This window comes from uncultured Aquincola sp. (assembly GCF_964001545.1).
Classification (GTDB): Bacteria; Pseudomonadota; Gammaproteobacteria; order Burkholderiales; family Burkholderiaceae_C; genus Aquincola.
Map to the genome: position 1 here is coordinate 13,710 of NZ_CAXFDV010000670.1, position 16,311 is coordinate 30,020.

Here is a 16,311-nt window from a genome sequence, read left to right on the forward strand (position 1 = left end):
TGGGGCAGGACCGCAGGCGCCATGGCCTTGAACAACGCCGCCGACCGCCTGCAGCCCGCGCTGCTGGACCGGCTGCGCGACGACGACCCCGATGCGCGCAGCGACCCGCCCGAGCAGCGGGTGCTGTCGCGCCAGCAGCTGCGGCACGCGGTGCTGCGCGACCTGAGCTGGCTGTTCAACAGCGCGCGGCTCTCCGATTCGCAGCCGCTGGACGCCTGGCCGCAGGCCAAGCGATCGGTGCTGGACTACGGGCTGCCGGCGCTGTCGGGCCTGTGCGCCTCATCGGTGGACGCGGTGTCGCTGGAGGCGCAGGTGCGCCAGGCCATCATCGACCATGAGCCGCGCATCCTGGCGCCCACGCTGAAGGTGGAAGCGGTGGTCGATGGCGAACAGCTGGACCACCACAACCAGATCAGCTTTCGCATCAGCGGCCAGCTGTGGGCGCAGCCGGTGCCGCTGGAGCTGCTGCTGCACACCGACATCGACCTGGAGACGGGCCGCGTCGACATCAAGGAACTGGCCCGCTGATGGACCCGCGGCTGCTGCGCTACTACAACCAGGAACTGGCGCACCTGCGCGAGATGGGCGCCGAATTCGCCCAGCAGTTTCCGAAGATCGCCGGCCGGCTGCGCATGGACGGCGTGGAAGTGGCCGACCCCTACGTGGAGCAGCTGCTGGAGGGCTTTGCCTTCCTCACCGCCCGCGTGCAGCTGAAGCTGGACGCGGAGTTTCCGCGCTTCACCCAGCGGCTGCTGGAGATCGTCTACCCCAACTTCCTGGCGCCCACGCCGGCGATGCTCATCGCCCAGCTGCAGCCCGACCTGGGCGACGCCGGGCTGGCCACCGGCACCACCCTGCCCCGTGGCAGCCTGCTGCGCAACACCAGCGCCCGCACCGGGCAGACGGCCTGCCGCTTTCGCACCGGGCAGGACCTGACGATGTGGCCGCTGGAAATCACCGACGCCAGCTACTTCACCCATGCCACGCAACTGCCGCTGGCCGCCGTGCCCGAGTGGCGCGGCCATGGCGGCGGCCTGCGCATCAAGCTGCGCACCACGGCGGGCCTGGACTTCAGCCAGCTGCGGCTGCAGGACCTGCGGCTGCACTGCGCCGGCATCGACGACATCGCCTACCGGCTGCATGAGCTGGTGTGTGGCCATGTGATCGGCGGCTTCGTGCTGCCTTCGGGGCCCGGCGCGCAGCGCGAGCGCTGGCAGCGCATCGAGGCCGACGACGTGCAGCGCGTTGGCTTCGAGCCTGAGCAGGCGCTGCTGCCGGCCGCCCTGCCCGGCTTCGACGGCTACCGGCTGCTGCAGGAGTACTTCGCGTTTCCGCAGCGCTTCCTGTTCTTCGACCTGCTGGCGCTGGGCGACGCGCTGCGCACGGTGGGCGGGCAGGAGGTGGAGCTGGTGCTGCTGCTCTCGCGCGGCGACCCCACGCTGCAGCAGTCGGTGGATGCCAGCGCGCTGGCGCTCAACTGCGTGCCGGCGGTCAACCTGTTCGAGCAGCGCTGCGACCGCATCCACGTCTCGCCGCAGACCAGCGACTTCCATGTGGTGGTGGACCGCACCAAGCCGATGGACTACGAGATCCACGACGTGCTGGAAGTCACCGGCTACGGCGTGGGCTCGCAGAGCGAGCGGCGCTTCATGCCGCTGTATGCCGCCTTCCATGCCGAAGACCATGAGCACGACGCCTACTTCGCGCTGCAGCGCGAGCCGCGGCTGCTGAGCAGCACGCAAAAGCGCGACGGGCCGCGCTCGTCTTACATCGGCAGCGAAGTGTTCATCAGCGTGGTCGATGCACGCGAAGCGCCCTACAGCGGCAGCCTGCAGCAGCTGGGCGTCAAGGCGCTGTGCAGCAACCGCGACCTGCCGCTGCTGCTGCCCGCCGGCGCCGAACTCACGCTGGAAGCCACCGCGCCGGTCAAGGGCGTGCGAGTGATCAAGGGCCCTTCACGCCCACTGTCGGCGCTGCGTGAAGGCAACGTGGCCTGGCGCTTCATCAACCAGTTGTCGCTCAACCACCTGTCGCTGCTGGACACCGACCCCGAGCAAGGCGCCGCCGCACTGCGCGAGATGCTGCGCCTGTATGTGCACGAGGCCGATGCCGCCCAGCACAAGCAGGTGGAAGGCCTGCGCTCGGTGCGCACCGAGCCGGTGGTGCGCCGGCTGCCCATGCCCGGGCCCATCGCCTTCGGCCGCGGCGTGCGCATCGACCTGGAAGTGGACGAGCTGGCCTTCCAGGGCAGCAGCGCCTTTTTGCTGGGCTGCGTGCTGGAACGCTTCCTGGCGCGGCATGTGTCGATGAACGGCTTCACCGAAACCCACGTGCGCTCGGCCACCCGCGGCACCATCCTGGCGGGCCGGCCCACCACGGGCACGAGGCCGCTGTTATGAGCCAGCCCGCCAGCCTGCTGCAGGCGCTGGCCGCCGAGCCCTGGCGCTACGACTTCTTCCATGCGCTGCGGCTGGTGGAAGCCGCGCACCCGCGTCAGCCGCGGCTGGGCACCGCCCGCCGCCCGCAGGATGAACCGGTGCGGCTGGGCCAGTCGCCCGACCTGAGCTTTGCGCCGGCCACGCTGCATGCGGTGCGGCCGGCCACCGGCCAGCGGCCGCCGCGCATCGACGTGCGCTTTCTGGGCCTGTTCGGCCCCAACGGCCCGCTGCCGCTGCACCTGACCGAATACGCCCGCGAGCGTGAGCTGCACCACGGCGACGAGACCTTCGCCCGCTTTGCCGACCTGTTCCATCACCGGCTGCTGCTGCTGTTCTACCGGGCCTGGGCCCAGGCCCAGCCCGCGGTGGGCATGGACCGGCCCGACGACGACCGCTTTGCCGCCTTCGTCGGCAGCCTGATCGGCATCGGCAGCCCGGCGCTGCGCCAGCGCGATGCGGTGCACGACCATGTGAAGCTGCACTTTGCCGGCGTGTTCACCCGCCAGTCGCGCAGCGCCGAAGGCCTGGCCGCGCTGCTGGGCGGCCTGCTGCGACGGCCGGTGCAGGTGCAGCAGTTCGCCGGTGCGTGGATGGCGCTGCAACCGGCTGAGCGCAGCCGCATCGGCCGCCACCGCGCCGGCCGCCGCAACCCCAGCGCCCGCCTGGGCGGTGGTGCGGTGCTGGGCGCCACCGTGTGGGACCGGCAGCACCACTTCACCGTGCACATCGGCCCGCTGGACCATGCGGCCTTCGCGGCGCTGCTGCCCGGTGGCCCTGTGCTGCCCGCGGTGGTGGCGCTGGTGCGCCAGTACGTGGGCGACGAATTCGGCTGGACGCTGTGCCTGGGCCTGCGGGCCGAGCAGATCCAGCCCGCCCGCCTGGGCCGCCACGGCCGCCTGGGCTGGGACAGCTGGCTGCGCCAGGGCGGGCGCAGCGGCCAGGCCACGCTGCGGCTGGCCCCGATCGACGCGCTGCGCGCCCTGCAGCGCCGGCAACACACCGAAAACCATCGCAGCGCGGGTGGCGCTGACCAAGAGAGGTAGGTTCGACCATGGCAGACATCAGCCGCGTTGCCGTCTTCGGCAAGCTCAACGCCCTTGCCTACAAGGCGGTGGAAGGCGCCACCGTGTTCTGCAAGCTGCGGGGCAACCCGACGGTGGAGCTGGAACACTGGATCGCCCAGATCCTGCAGAACCCTGACTCAGACTGGCACCGCATCGTCAAGCACTACGGGCTCGATGCCTCAGTGCTGGCCAAGGACATCACCACCGCGCTGGACCGGCTGCCGCGCGGCGCCACTTCCATCAGCAACATCTCCGACACCATCGACACCGCGGTGGAGCGCGGCTGGGTGTATGGCTCCTTGATGTTCGGCGACAGCGCGGTGCGCACCGGCACCTTGCTGCTGGGCATGCTCAAGACCGGGCTGCTGCGCAATGCGCTCTATGCCATGTCGCGGCAGTTCGAGAAGATCAAGCCCGACGACCTGGCCGACCACCTGGTCCGCATCACCGAAGGCTCGCCCGAAGACGGCCAGGGCGCCACCGACGGCTCGGGCGTGGGCAGCGGCGCGCCGGGTGAAGCCTCGGGCGCCATCGCCCCGGCGGCCATGGGCAAGCAGGAGGCGCTGAAGAAGTTCACCACCGACCTCACCGAGCAGGCCCGCAGCGGCAAGATGGACCCCATCGTCGGCCGCGATGACGAGATCCGCCAGGTGGTCGACATCCTGATGCGCCGCCGCCAGAACAACCCCATCCTGGTGGGCGAGGCCGGCGTCGGCAAGACGGCGGTGGTCGAGGGCTTTGCCCAGCGCATCGCCCGCGGCGACGTGCCGCCGACGCTGAAGGACGTGAAGCTGCTGGCGCTGGACGTGGGCCTGCTGCAGGCCGGCGCCAGCATGAAGGGCGAGTTCGAGCAGCGCCTGCGATCGGTGATCGAGGAGGTGCAGGCCAGCACCCAGCCCATCATCCTGTTCGTCGACGAGACCCACACCCTGGTGGGCGCGGGCGGCCAGGCCGGCACCGGCGACGCGGCCAACCTGCTCAAGCCCGCGCTGGCCCGCGGCACGCTGCGCACCGTGGGCGCCACCACCTGGGCCGAGTACAAGAAGTACATCGAGAAGGACCCGGCGCTGACCCGCCGCTTCCAAAACGTGCAGGTGGACGAGCCCGACGAGAAGAAGGCCATCCTGATGATGCGCGGCGTGGCCAGCACCATGGAAAAGCACCACCAGGTGCAGATCCTGGACGAGGCGCTGGAAGCCGCCGTCAAGTTGAGCCACCGCTACATCCCGGCGCGCCAGCTGCCCGACAAGAGCGTGAGCCTGCTGGACACCGCCTGCGCCCGCGTGGCCGTGAGCCTGCATGCCACGCCGGCCGAGGTGGACGACAGCCGCAAGCGCATCGAGTCGCTGGAGACGGAGCTGCAGATCATCGGCCGCGAGAAGGCCATCGGCATCGAGGTGCGCGAACGCGAGACCGATGCCGCCGCCGCGCTGGCCGAAGAAAAGGCGCGGCTGGCGCAGCTGGAAGAACGCTGGGCCGGCGAGAAGACCCTGGTCGACGAGCTGCTCAGCCTGCGCGCCCAGCTGCGCGGCGGCCCCGGCGGCACGCAGCCGGTGGAAGGCACCGGCAGCACGCTGGAAGCCCAGGCCGCGGCCGAGGCCCAGGCCGCCGCCGCGCCCGAGCGCGAAGCCGCGCTGGCCCGCCTGCGCGAAGTGCAGCAGCAGCTCACCGCACTGCAGGGCGAAAGCCCGCTGATCCTGCCGACGGTGGACTACCAGGCGGTGGCCGCGGTGGTGGGCGACTGGACCGGCATCCCGGTGGGCCGCATGCAGCGCAACGAGATCGAGACGGTGCTCAAGCTGCCGCAGCTGCTGGCCCAGCGCGTGATCGGCCAGGACCATGCGATGGAGATGATCGCCAAGCGCATCCAGACCAGCCGCGCCGGCCTGGACAACCCCAGCAAGCCGATCGGCGTGTTCATGCTGGCCGGCACCTCGGGCGTGGGCAAGACCGAGACCGCGCTGGCGCTGGCCGAGGCGCTGTACGGCGGCGAGCAGAACCTCATCGTCATCAACATGAGCGAGTACCAGGAGGCGCACACCGTCTCGTCGCTCAAGGGTGCGCCCCCGGGCTACGTGGGCTATGGCGAAGGCGGCGTGCTGACCGAGGCGGTGCGCCGCAAGCCCTACAGCGTGGTGCTGCTGGACGAGGTGGAAAAGGCCCACCCCGACGTGCATGAGCTGTTCTTCCAGGTGTTCGACAAGGGCTTCATGGAAGACGGCGAAGGCCGCAGCATCGACTTCAAGAACACGCTGATCCTGTTGACCACCAATGCCGGCACCGACCTCATCGCCAGCATGTGCAAGGACCCCGAGCTGATGCCCGACCCCGAGGGCATGGCCAAGGCGCTGCGCGAGCCGCTGCTCAAGATCTTTCCGCCGGCGCTGCTGGGCCGGCTGGTCACCATCCCCTACTACCCGCTGTCCGACGAGATGCTGGGCAGCATCGTGCGGCTGCAGCTGGGCCGCATCAAAAAGCGCGTGGAAGCCCGCTACAAGATCCCGTTCGAGGTGGGCGACGACGTGGTCAAGCTGGTGGTCAGCCGCTGCACCGAGAGCGAATCGGGCGGCCGCATGATCGACGCCATCCTGACCAACACCATGCTGCCCGACATCAGCCGCGAGTTCCTGACCCGCATGATGGAAGGCCAGCCGATCGAGCGGGTGACGGTGAGCGTGGTGGACGGCAACTTCAGCTACGGGTTCTGACATGAGCTTCCAGCTCATCAAGTTCCAGGAAAAGGTGCGGGCCGCCAACGGCCACTACGAGTGGTTCCGTACCAGCTCGCTGCACAACCTGATGGCGCTGCTGCGCGACTACCCGGCGCGCACGCGGCCCGACCAGATCGCGGCCGAGATCGCCGGCATCCCCGACGACAAGAAGGACGTCAAATACAAGGCGGCCTTCGACTACCTGCGCGCCGAGATCCCGCTGAACAACATGGGCATCAGCCAGGGCGCCATCCTGAACGCCAAGCAGGCCATGCAGCACGTCACGCCCAATGCGCTGCCGCCGCCGACCTTGCGGCCGGACGTGGTGCAGAAGGTGGACGCCAGCACGGCCGTCTCGGTGCAGCAAAAGGCCAGGGCCTTCGACAAGGCCAGCCGGATCAACCGCGTGCTCAGCGGCCATGGCTGCTGGGCGCAGATGGCCGACGGCACCTGGCCGAGGGTCGACCTGAAGAAGGGCCAGGAGATCCGCTTTTACTGCGACCACTTCGAGCCACTGGGCAACGACGTGGGCCAGCTGATCGACAACCACCAGGACGTGGCAGCGGTGGAAACCTGGGTGGGACCGCAGCGCATCTTCGACTACACGCTGCAGGAAAAGGGCACGCTGAAGTTGCTCAACCGCATGAAGGGCACCGGCGGCAAGCAGCTGGATGCACGCTTCATCACCGTCGATGCCGACACCCGGCTGAGCAGCTTCATCAACGATCCCGGCAACGCCACCGCGGTGTTCCATTGGGCGGCCTGCCGCGTGGTCTTCAACCGCTACGGCCAGATGTGGGACGACAACGCCGGCCGCTGGATGACCTACAACCACACCACGCACAGCTGGGCCTGAAAGCCATACCGCATGCCCTCTTCCAAACCCCTCAGCCGCGAAGAGTTCATCGCGCTGGCCGCGCTGGCGCAGGCGCGGCGGCAGGCCGTCACGGCCATGTTCAGCGGCACGCAGCTGAAGTTCGGCAACGCCTCGATGCTGTCCACCGCCAAAGGCCTGCTGGGCTCGGGCAAGAAGATCCGCAGCCAGGTGGGCAAGGCCGCCAAGGGCGGCACCACGGCGGCCAAGGGCCTGCCCTCGCTGCCCGGCATGAAGCAGGCGTTTGAGGAGTTCATGGCCGAATGCGCCGGGCTCGACGGCATCGACGACGTGATCGCCGCCATCGGCAGCGAAGCGCTGGCCGATCTGGTGGGCGAGGTGACGCCGGTGCTGGGCGTGCTGGTCAGCAGCGGCAAGCTGGCCAAGGCCGCCAAGACGGTGGCCGAGGACGGCTACCACCTGTACAAGAGCAGCGACTACAAGAAGGGCTTCCTGCGCGGCGACCCCTATGCGGCCGCCGAAGCGGTGCAGGACATCATCCGCCGCGACCTGGCCAAGCACTCGGTGGACCTGGCCCGACAGAGCACCGCCACCGGCATGAAGATCGCGGGCCTGTTCGCCGATCTGGGCACCGCCACCACCGCCGGCATCGGCGCGGCCAATGCGCTGGCGGGCCTCGGCCTGCAGCTGGCCTCGCTGGGCATCGACGTGAAGGAACTGCGCGCCGGCAACAAGCGGCTGGCCACGCCCGAGACGCTGGACCTGACGGTGTTCAGCGACTGCCCGCTGCTGGGCTGCTACCTGATCACCTGCGCCGACACGTCCACCGTGGCCAACTTCTTCGTCGCCGACATCGGCCTGCCCGGCTGGATGGACAAGGTCGAGGCGATGAAGAAAAAACAGATGGACCCGATGCTCAAGATCGCGACCAAGGCCATCGAGTCCTCCCGCATGCAGCTCGAAGGCCTGTCCAGCGACAAGGGCACGCACAGCAAGAAGGGCTTTTTCGCCGGCATCAAGAGCAAGGCGATGAAGCGCATCGGCCTGACCTGAGGACGCCCCCCATGAACCCCGCCAGCGCCTCCCCACCCGCCGTCGAAGTCAGCTTCGACGAAGCCCTGCGCATGGCCATCGGGCTGCACCGGGAGGGGCGGCTCGAAGGAGCCGAGAAGCTGTACCGGCGGCTGCTGGCGCTGCAGCCGGACGAGGCCAATGCCACGCACTTCCTGGGCATGCTGCTGCACCAGCGCGGCCGCCGGCTGGAAGCGCTGCCGCTGCTGCAACGCTCGGTGCAGCTCGATGGCGGCATGGCGGCCTGGCACAACAACCTGGGCAATGCACTGCTGGAAGCCGGCCGCGGCGAAGAGGCGGCGCAGGCCTATGAGCAATGCCGCCTGCTGGACCCCGACCACCTGGAGGTGCTGAACAACCTGGCCTGCATGCAGATGCGGCTGCAGCGCCTGCCCGAGGCCGAGGCCTGGCTGCGCCAGCTGCTGGCGCGCGACCCCGACCATGTGGACGCGCACCTCAACCTGGCCGCGGTGATGTCGCAGACCGGGCGCCTGGCCGAGTGCTTTGCGCTCTTCACCCGCGCGCTGGAACTGCAGCCGCAGGAAGGCCGCATCCGCCGCTTGCTGGGCATCGTGTATGCACAGGGCGGGCGGTTGCAGGAGGCGGCCGCGGTGTTCCGCGAATGGCTGGCCCTGGAGCCGGACAGCGTGCAGGCCCGCCATCACCTGGCCGCCGTCACCGGGCAGGATGTGCCCGCGCGGGCGCCCGACGCCTATGTGGCCGAGGTGTTCGACAACTTCGCCGGCAGCTTCGACGAGCGGCTGGCGGCGCTGGACTACTGCGCCCCAGCGCTGGTGGGCCAGGCGCTGGCGCAGCTGCTGGGCCCCGCGCCCGCCACACCGGCGCTGCAGCTGCTGGACGCCGGCTGCGGCACCGGCCTGTGCGCGCAGCACCTGCGGCCCCATGCCGGCCAGCTGGTGGGCGTGGACCTGTCGGCCGGCATGCTGGAACAGGCGCAGCGCCGCGGCGGCTACGACGCCTTGCACCAGGCCGAGCTGACCGCCTGGCTGGCCGACCACCCTGGCGCCTACGACGCGGTGGTGTCGGCCGACACGCTGTGCTATTTCGGCCAGCTCGATCCGGTGCTGGCCGCGGCCGCGCGCAGCCTGCGCCCCGGTGGCCTGCTGGTGTTCACCGTCGAGGCGCATGCCGACGAGGCCGCCGACCACCGGCTGCAGCACCATGGCCGCTACAGCCATTCGCAGCCCTACCTGGCGCGTGCAGTGGCCGCCGCCGGCCTGGCCGCGCCCCAGCTCGAACCGGTGATCCTGCGCCGCGAAGCAGGCCAGCCGGTGCATGGCTGGCTGGTCACCACCCGGAGACAAGATGCCTGAAGCCAGCGTGACCCCGCTGATGAGCCTGACCACCTCGCTGGGCGAGGACGCGCTGCATGTGCGCAGCCTGTCGGCCCATGAGGAAATGGGCCGGCCGTTCGAGTTCCAGGTCACCGCGCTGGCCGCCGACTTCGAGCTGGACATCGACAGCCTGGTCGGCAGCACGGCGCATGTCTCGCTGCAGCTGGCCGACAACCAGCTGCGGCATTTCCATGGCGTGGTGGCCGCCGCCGGCGTGGACGGCTATGCCGCCGGCGCCCTGACCGTGCGCCTGGTGCTGCGGCCCTGGCTGTGGCTGCTCACGCGCCGGGCCGATACCCGCATCTTCCAGAACAAGAACGCGCAGGAGATCCTGAACGCGGTGTTCGGCCCCTACGTGCACGCGGTGCGCTTCAACGTCACGGGCAGCCTGCCCACCTACGAGTACTGCGTGCAGTACCGCGAATCGGACTTCAACTTCGTCAGCCGGCTGATGGAGCAGGAAGGGCTGTACTACTTCTTCGAGCACACCGATGCGCAGCACACGATGGTCATCGTCGATGCGATGTCGGCCCACACGCCGTACGAAGGCAGCGGCACGGTGCTGTTCGCCGAGCAGGCCTACGGCGCGATGACCGACGAATACCTCAGCGAATGGCGCGGCAGCCTGGAAGTGCACACCGGCAAGGTCACGCTGGACGACTACAACTTCACCACGCCCGACACCTCGCTCAGCGCCAGCGTCACGGCCGATGGCACCGGCGCCGACACCGCGCTGGAGCACTACGACCCGCCCGGCGACTACCAGGCCGCATCGGCCGGCAGCCGCTACGCCGGCCTGCGGCTGGACGAGCTGGGCGCTGCCGCGCGCCGCAAGATCGGCAGCGGCGGCGTGCGCACGCTGGCTGCGGGCCACCGCATCCACCTGAGCGGCCACCCCCGCAACGCCGAGAACGCGGAGTACGTGCTGCTGTCCACCCGCATCGACGCGGGCTACACCGACCAGCAATCGGGCCAGGGCGATCACTGGTTCCGCTGCAGCTTCACGGCGCTGGACGCGCAGACGGTGTACCGCCCCCCGCGCATCACGCCCAAGCCCACGGTGCCGGGGCCGCAGACGGCGGTGGTGGTGGGCCCTTCGGGCGAAGAGATCTACACCGACGAATACGGCCGTGTGAAGCTGCAGTTCCACTGGGACCGCCTGGGCCAGAACGACGAGAACAGCTCCTGCTGGGTGCGGGTGTCCAGCCCCAGCGCGGGCAAGGGCTTCGGCATGGTCGCGTTGCCGCGCATCGGGCAGGAAGTGGTGGTCAACTTCATCGAGGGCGACCCCGACCGGCCGCTGGTCACCGGCAGCGTCTACAACGCCACGCAGGTGGTGCCCTACGAGCTGCCCACCCACAAGACGGTGTCCACCTGGCGCAGCCAGTCCAGCAAGGAGGCCGAGCGCGCCAACTTCAACGAGCTGCGCTTCGAGGACAAGAAGGGCAGCGAGTACGTGTGGTTCCATGCCGAGAAGGACTACTACCAGCAGGTCAAGAACGACTCGGCGGTGTGGGTGGGCCGCGATGCCTTCCGCATCGTCGCCCGCGACCTGAAGGAAGACCTGCAGCGCGACGTCGAACGCAAGATGGCCCGCGACCTGAAGGAAAGCGTGGGCCGTGACCAGAGCCTGAAGATCACCGGCAAGAGTGCCAACGAGGTGGGCGGCGCCTACGGCCTCAAGGTCACCGGCGACCTGGTCCAGGAGTCCAGCGCGGTGGTGTCCATCAAGTCGGGCGCGGACATGGTGCAGAAGGTGGGCGCCAACCTGGGCGTGGAAGCCGCGGCCAACGTGCACATCAAGGGCGGTGCCAACGTCGTCATCGAGGCGGGGGCCACGCTCACGCTCAAGTGCGGCGGCTCGTCGGTGGTGCTCACCAGCGGCGATGTGTCCATCACCGGCGGCATGGTCAAGGTCAATTCGGGCGGCAGCCCGGGCGCCGGCAACGGCGCCTCGCCCAAGTCGCCCGAAGCGCCGGCCGAGCCCGCGGCGGTGGAAAAGCCGGCGGACCCGCTGCCGTGAACGGAGGCTGCTGAGTGGGCCAGTACCGGCTGGCCGGCCCCACCTGCGGCGGCCAGCAGAGCCTGCAGACGCAGGACGGCACGCTGCCGCGCATGCCGGGCTGCGCGCCCGGCGCGGTGCAGGGCGCGCAGCCCCATGCCGCCAGCGGTCTCGACCCGCTGACGCTGTGGCACCGCGCCGCCTGTGTGCATGAGGCCAGCGGCATCGGCCTGGCCTTGGCGCCGGCCGCCATCGCGCACGAGACCGGCTACGAACTGCGCCAGCTGCTGCAAGGCCTGCTGCCCGGGCTGCTGACCATGGTGGCCGTGGTGGGTGCCACCGCGGCCCTGGGCGGCGTGGTGGGCGCGGCCATCGGTGCGCTGGCCGGCGGCGTGGGCGCGGTGCCCGGTGCCGCGGCCGGCGCCACGCTGGGCACCGACCTGGGCATCGCCCTGCTGGGCTGGCTGGGCCTGGGCTTTCTGGCGGTGGCCATCGGCCGTGGCCTGGGCGAAGTCAGCGGCATGGTCACGCAGGCGGTGCGCCTGGCCTGGGACGCTCACGGCACGCCGCGCCGCAACGCCGACGTGCAGGCCGCCGGCGCCTTGATGGCGCACGCCGTGGCGCGGCTGATGCTGCTGATCCTGATGGCCATCGTCGCCCGCCTCACACTGGGCCAGGCCGCGGGCGCCAGCGGCCGCGCCGCCAACTCGGCCAACGAGCTGATCGCCGCACTGCGCCAGAGCCGGCTGGGCGCCGGCTTTGCCGACTGGGTGGCGGCCAATGCCCAGTCGCTGGTGCGCAACCCGAGGCTGCGGCCGCACCGCGAAACCGGCGCCGGTGTCACCACCCGCAGCCAGGCGGCCACGCCTTCCCAGCTGCGGCCAGCGGCCCCGCCGCCACCGCCGCCGCCGGCTGCGGCTGCGCCCGCACCGGCCGGCCGGCCCCAGAGCGCACGCACCCGCTACATGGGCCGCACGCCGGGCAAGAACTCGCCCACCGGCCTGAAGGTGCAGGAGCGCATGCGCGCCGACGGCACCCTGCGCGACAACGTGGTGACCGGCAAGCCCGAGATCCTGGCCAGCGACGGCCGCTGGCAGCCCTTGTCCAAGGCCGACATGACGCACGTGGCGGGCAAGGATGCGGTGACCGAATGGAACCAGCATCTGCGCCAGTTCGGCGCCAAGGCGCCGGAGGTCCGCGCGTTCATGCTCAACCCCGATAACTACACTCTGGACTACTACCGGCTCAACCGCTCGGCGGGCGCCGTGCTGGGCCAGACCGAGCGCTACCTGCCGCCGTTGAAATGACGAGGACACCGATGCCCGCCCCCCAACCCTTGCCGGCGCCGGCCGCCGAAGCCCTGCTCGCCCACGCCGGCCGCGGCCGCACCGCGTGGCAGGCCGGCGACCTGGCCGGCGCAGAAACCGAGTTCCTGGCCGCGTGGTCGCAGATCCCCGAACCGCAGGCCGCCTACGACCAGGCGCAGTCCATGGCCTCCGGCCTGGTCGCCTTCTTCATGCAGACGCGGCAGTTCGACAAGGCGGCCGTCTGGCTGCAACGCATGCGCGAGGTGTACGCCCCCTCGCCCGACGCCTCGGAAGCCGACTTCATCGCCGCCGCCCTGGCCTATGAAACCGGACAGCTGGATGCCGCCTTCGACGGCTTTCATGCGCTGTACAAGCGCTTCAAGCGGCGGCCCTTCCAGGACGAAGACCCGAAGTACCTCAAGTTCTACCTGCAACGCGCCGGCAGCGCGCCCAAGCCATGAGCAGCCTGCCCGACGCGCTGTACCAGCAGGTGGAGCAGTTGTCCGAGCAGGGCAACCTGGCGTTCGACGCCGGCCGCTTCGGCGCTGCCATCGCACCCTGGCAGGCCGCCCTGGACCTGCTGCCGGCGCCCGCCCAGCGGTGGGAAGCCTGGACCTGGCTGCACACCGCCATTGGCGATGCGTACTGGCAGCTGGGCAACTTCCCCTCGGCCCGTGCGGCGCTGCTGGACGCCCTCAACGGTCCCGGCGCGCAGGAAAACCCCTTCGTGCACTACCGCCTGGGCCAGGCCGCCCAGCGCACCGGCCGCGACGATGAAGCCCGCGAACACCTGCTGCGCGCCTACATGCTGGACGGGCCCGACATCTTCCAGGCCGAAGCCGATGGCGCCCGCTGGCTGCAGTGGCTGCGCGATGCGGGGCTGGTGGATTGACGGTGCAGACGAGGTGCGAGCCGGCGCGAACGCCGAACATCGGCGTGTTGGGTGGCCACAGCCTGTTCGAGGTTGGACCCGCGCCGAGGCTGTGCGTGTTCTTCCAGGCGGTCCAGGACAGCGGCTTCGAAGGGTCACCGGAGGCACCCGCAAGCTTGATCACCGACCGGTTGCGATGCAGGTACATCCCCACCGACCATGTGCCCGCGGCTCGCAGGGCACTGGCCGCCTTGCGTCACCACCTGACGCAGCGCGCGCCGCCCGAGTTGGATCGGCCACTGATGCACACCTTGCTCACGGCGGTCGATCAGGCGGCCGAGGCGGCGCTTTCCTTCCGCGCCGAGTTCGGCATGGATCAGCCCGTCAGGTTGGTGTTCGCCGACCTGCCAGCTTTCATGATCGACAAGAAGCGCCCGTTGATCTACGACCGTCTGCATGGGCCGCCCTTCTGGCTTCGCCCGCTTCCCGCCTCGCCGGCATGAGACACCACGGCCTCTGCCACTGCCGATGACCGCCTCGCCACCCAATCCCCTCACCGACATCTTCGACCTCCTGGCCGCCCACTGGCCCGCGGTGGCCGAGCGGCTGGATGGGCGGCAGCAAGCCTTTTTGGCCAGCGCCGCCCAATCGGCCGCGCGGCATGGGCTGGTGGATGCGCTGTCGCAGGCGCGCTACCTGAACCTGTGCTTTGCCTTCGGCCCCGGCTTTGAACTGAAGCCGCAGCATGAATGGGCGCTGGCGCTGCTGGCCGACGAGCGGCTGCTGCCGCTGGTCAAGCTGCACCAGGTGCTGCACCGGGGCCAGGCCGAATTGCAGCGCAGCGGCGGCGATGCGGCCACGCTGCGGCGCGCCGACGCCCGCCTGCTGGACGACGCCGATGCCGCCCTGCACATGCAGGACGCCGATGCCCCGCCCCTACCCCGCCAGGCCTGCGACATCGAGGCGCTGGAGCTGCGCGTGCTGGACAGCGAGTGGCGCCACGAATACCGGCTGCTGGGCGGCCAGTGGCAGCGCGTGCCCGGCCCCGAGGTGCCGGCCGCGCTGCGCATCACCGCCGACCAGCCCGCGCCCGATCGGCTGAACCTGCTCACCCATGCCGCCGGCCGCGGCCCGCTGGCGCGGCTGCAGCTGCGCCAGGCGCTGCATGCGGTGTGCGGCGAGCGCCACCCGGCCGCCCGCTGGCTGTCGCCCGAAGGCCTGAGCCAATGGCACGGCCATGAAGCCAAGGCGGTGAGCTGGCCGGTGGCCAGCCTGGGCGCGCCGCCACCGGCGCTGGGCCTGGCGCTGGCCGAAGAAACCAGCCCCGCCGTGCACCTGCTGCAGGTGCCCACCTGCGGCCTGCGCGACATGGGCGTGCCGCTGGGCCCGCAGGCGCTGCAGGTCTGGGCCTGGCCGGCCGACCAGTGGCTGTGGGTGATGCAGCGCGAAGCCGGCACCGACGAACAGCCCGCGCCCGCCACCCGCTGCCGCATCGAGCGCGATGGCCAGCCGGTGGACGCACGCGGCTGGATCACCGGCTTCGACCAGCAGCTGGCGCAGGCCTGGCAGCAGGCGATGCAGGCGCTGCTGGCCGCCTGGCAACGCAGTGCCGAGCAGGCCACGCTGCGGGCCACGCCCGGCCTGCTCACCGGCCGCGCGGCCTTGACCTGGGGCTGGCGCGAAGGCGCGACCGGCCTGGACGCGGCACCGGTGCTGCGCGTGGCCGGCGAACTGGACCTGGCCTGCAGCCTGGCCCTGACGCTGGAAGGCGAGATCGACCTGGGCGGCAGCCGTGCCCGGGTGCAGTTGCAGGCGCAGGGCGACGGCCCGCTGCGCACGCCGCTGCTGCGCGACACGCCCCGGCCCGGCCTGATGGAGACGGTGCTGCCGCTGGCCACCGAACTGCGCCTGCCCTTCACGCTCACGGTCGACCCCATCGCCCATGACGATGGCCTGGTGTGGCGCGAAGCCGGCCCCTGCAGCGGCGCCCTGCACCTGCAGGCCGGCCTGCGGCCGCGGCAGTCGGGCGGCAGCGGCTGGCAGTGGTTCGTGCGCGCCACGCTGGAGCCGGTGATGGCGCCGCTGCTGCTGCACGACCCGCTGCTGGGCCTGACCCACCGCCAGCTGGCGCTGCTGCCGGCGCTGCCGCTCATCGACTGGAGCCTGGGCTGATGGAACGCCTGCTGCTGCTGCGCCTGCGCGCCACCGGCTGCGCCGCCGAAGTGCGGCTCAACGACGTTCCGGTGGCGCGCACACCGCCCACCGGTGGCAGCGTGAACGTGCCGGTGCACGAGTACCTGCTGTCGGGCACCAACCACCTGGCGTTGCTGCTCGATCCGCCAGCGCCAGCATCGTCGGTGGCCCCACGCCTGGTGCCCGCCGGCGGCCTGGCGGCACAGGCGCGGCTGCTGCTGCCGCGCATCGGCCACCTGGGCAGCGAGCTGAATGCACGCACCCTGGCCGAGCTGTCGGTCGCAGTGCCCGAAGGCGAGATCTACCAGCCCCCGCTGGCCGCGCAGCGCAGCACCGAGCTGCCGATCAGCTTCCCGCGCTGGCGCTGGCTCGACCTGCCGCCGGTGGCCGACCCGGCCGCGGCCCAGCCGCTGGTCGCCGGCTTCGTGCAGGGGCTGGCCATCGCGCTGGCCAAGGGCGACCCC

Annotated in this window: 14 protein-coding genes; all 14 read left to right on the plus strand. The window is 70.8% G+C overall.

Going from position 1 to position 16,311, the window contains the following annotated elements; all coding sequences use genetic code 11:
* The first annotated feature begins 21 nt into the window (after positions 1 to 21).
* Entirely contained in the window at positions 22 to 528 is a 507-nt protein-coding gene (gene tssE, locus ABNT58_RS23610; RefSeq protein WP_348755843.1) for a type VI secretion system baseplate subunit TssE, read from the plus strand.
* On the plus strand, positions 528 to 2,399 hold the full coding sequence (gene tssF, locus ABNT58_RS23615; protein WP_348755844.1) for a type VI secretion system baseplate subunit TssF: 1,872 nt from the start codon (positions 528 to 530) through the stop codon (positions 2,397 to 2,399). The genes tssE and tssF overlap by 1 nt, the downstream gene beginning before the upstream one ends.
* Complete coding sequence (gene tssG, locus ABNT58_RS23620; protein ID WP_348755845.1) at positions 2,396 to 3,481, plus strand: type VI secretion system baseplate subunit TssG; 1,086 nt, start codon at positions 2,396 to 2,398, stop codon at positions 3,479 to 3,481. The genes tssF and tssG overlap by 4 nt, the downstream gene beginning before the upstream one ends.
* Positions 3,482 to 3,489: 8 nt before the next feature.
* On the plus strand, positions 3,490 to 6,210 hold the full coding sequence (gene tssH / locus ABNT58_RS23625) for a type VI secretion system ATPase TssH (RefSeq protein ID WP_348755846.1): 2,721 nt from the start codon (positions 3,490 to 3,492) through the stop codon (positions 6,208 to 6,210).
* A gap of 1 nt (position 6,211) precedes the next feature.
* On the plus strand, positions 6,212 to 7,069 hold the full coding sequence (locus ABNT58_RS23630; RefSeq protein ID WP_348755847.1) for a putative adhesin: 858 nt from the start codon (positions 6,212 to 6,214) through the stop codon (positions 7,067 to 7,069).
* A gap of 12 nt (positions 7,070 to 7,081) precedes the next feature.
* Positions 7,082 to 8,101 carry a hypothetical protein gene (locus ABNT58_RS23635; protein ID WP_348755848.1) on the plus strand — a complete coding sequence of 340 codons (1,020 nt, stop codon included), beginning with the start codon at positions 7,082 to 7,084 and terminating at the stop codon, positions 8,099 to 8,101.
* Positions 8,102 to 8,112: 11 nt separating this feature from the next.
* Complete coding sequence (locus ABNT58_RS23640) at positions 8,113 to 9,453, plus strand: tetratricopeptide repeat protein (RefSeq protein WP_348755849.1); 1,341 nt, start codon at positions 8,113 to 8,115, stop codon at positions 9,451 to 9,453.
* Entirely contained in the window at positions 9,446 to 11,497 is a 2,052-nt protein-coding gene (tssI, locus tag ABNT58_RS23645; protein WP_348755850.1) for a type VI secretion system tip protein TssI/VgrG, read from the plus strand. The genes ABNT58_RS23640 and tssI overlap by 8 nt, the downstream gene beginning before the upstream one ends.
* 14 nt (positions 11,498 to 11,511) lie before the next feature.
* Entirely contained in the window at positions 11,512 to 12,783 is a 1,272-nt protein-coding gene (locus tag ABNT58_RS23650) for a DUF6861 domain-containing protein (RefSeq protein ID WP_348755851.1), read from the plus strand.
* Positions 12,784 to 12,794: 11 nt separating this feature from the next.
* A complete protein-coding gene (locus ABNT58_RS23655; protein WP_348755852.1) occupies positions 12,795 to 13,244 on the plus strand; it encodes a hypothetical protein in 450 nt (149 codons plus the stop codon).
* A complete protein-coding gene (locus ABNT58_RS23660; RefSeq protein WP_348755853.1) occupies positions 13,241 to 13,675 on the plus strand; it encodes a tetratricopeptide repeat protein in 435 nt (144 codons plus the stop codon). Before ABNT58_RS23655 ends, ABNT58_RS23660 begins: the two co-directional genes overlap by 4 nt.
* 2 nt (positions 13,676 to 13,677) lie before the next feature.
* Positions 13,678 to 14,157, plus strand: coding sequence for a hypothetical protein (locus ABNT58_RS23665; protein ID WP_348755856.1), 480 nt, complete (start codon positions 13,678 to 13,680; stop codon positions 14,155 to 14,157).
* Between the two features lie 25 nt (positions 14,158 to 14,182).
* A complete protein-coding gene (locus tag ABNT58_RS23670) occupies positions 14,183 to 15,826 on the plus strand; it encodes a hypothetical protein (protein WP_348755854.1) in 1,644 nt (547 codons plus the stop codon).
* Positions 15,826 to 16,311: hypothetical protein (locus tag ABNT58_RS23675; RefSeq protein ID WP_348755855.1), on the plus strand; the 486-nt coding region annotated here is incomplete at its 3' end. The genes ABNT58_RS23670 and ABNT58_RS23675, both read left to right, overlap by 1 nt.

What these genes read in the sequence shown, in the direction of transcription:
- tssE (WP_348755843.1), top strand. Translation starts at nt 22, where the DNA reads ATGGCCTTGAACAACGCCGCCGACCGCCTGCAGCCCGCGCTGCTGGAC.
- tssF (WP_348755844.1), top strand. Translation starts at nt 528, where the DNA reads ATGGACCCGCGGCTGCTGCGCTACTACAACCAGGAACTGGCGCACCTG.
- tssG (WP_348755845.1), top strand. Translation starts at nt 2,396, where the DNA reads ATGAGCCAGCCCGCCAGCCTGCTGCAGGCGCTGGCCGCCGAGCCCTGG.
- tssH (WP_348755846.1), top strand. Translation starts at nt 3,490, where the DNA reads ATGGCAGACATCAGCCGCGTTGCCGTCTTCGGCAAGCTCAACGCCCTT.
- ABNT58_RS23630 (WP_348755847.1), top strand. Translation starts at nt 6,212, where the DNA reads ATGAGCTTCCAGCTCATCAAGTTCCAGGAAAAGGTGCGGGCCGCCAAC.
- ABNT58_RS23635 (WP_348755848.1), top strand. Translation starts at nt 7,082, where the DNA reads ATGCCCTCTTCCAAACCCCTCAGCCGCGAAGAGTTCATCGCGCTGGCC.
- ABNT58_RS23640 (WP_348755849.1), top strand. Translation starts at nt 8,113, where the DNA reads ATGAACCCCGCCAGCGCCTCCCCACCCGCCGTCGAAGTCAGCTTCGAC.
- tssI (WP_348755850.1), top strand. Translation starts at nt 9,446, where the DNA reads ATGCCTGAAGCCAGCGTGACCCCGCTGATGAGCCTGACCACCTCGCTG.
- ABNT58_RS23655 (WP_348755852.1), top strand. Translation starts at nt 12,795, where the DNA reads ATGCCCGCCCCCCAACCCTTGCCGGCGCCGGCCGCCGAAGCCCTGCTC.
- ABNT58_RS23660 (WP_348755853.1), top strand. Translation starts at nt 13,241, where the DNA reads ATGAGCAGCCTGCCCGACGCGCTGTACCAGCAGGTGGAGCAGTTGTCC.
- ABNT58_RS23670 (WP_348755854.1), top strand. Translation starts at nt 14,183, where the DNA reads ATGACCGCCTCGCCACCCAATCCCCTCACCGACATCTTCGACCTCCTG.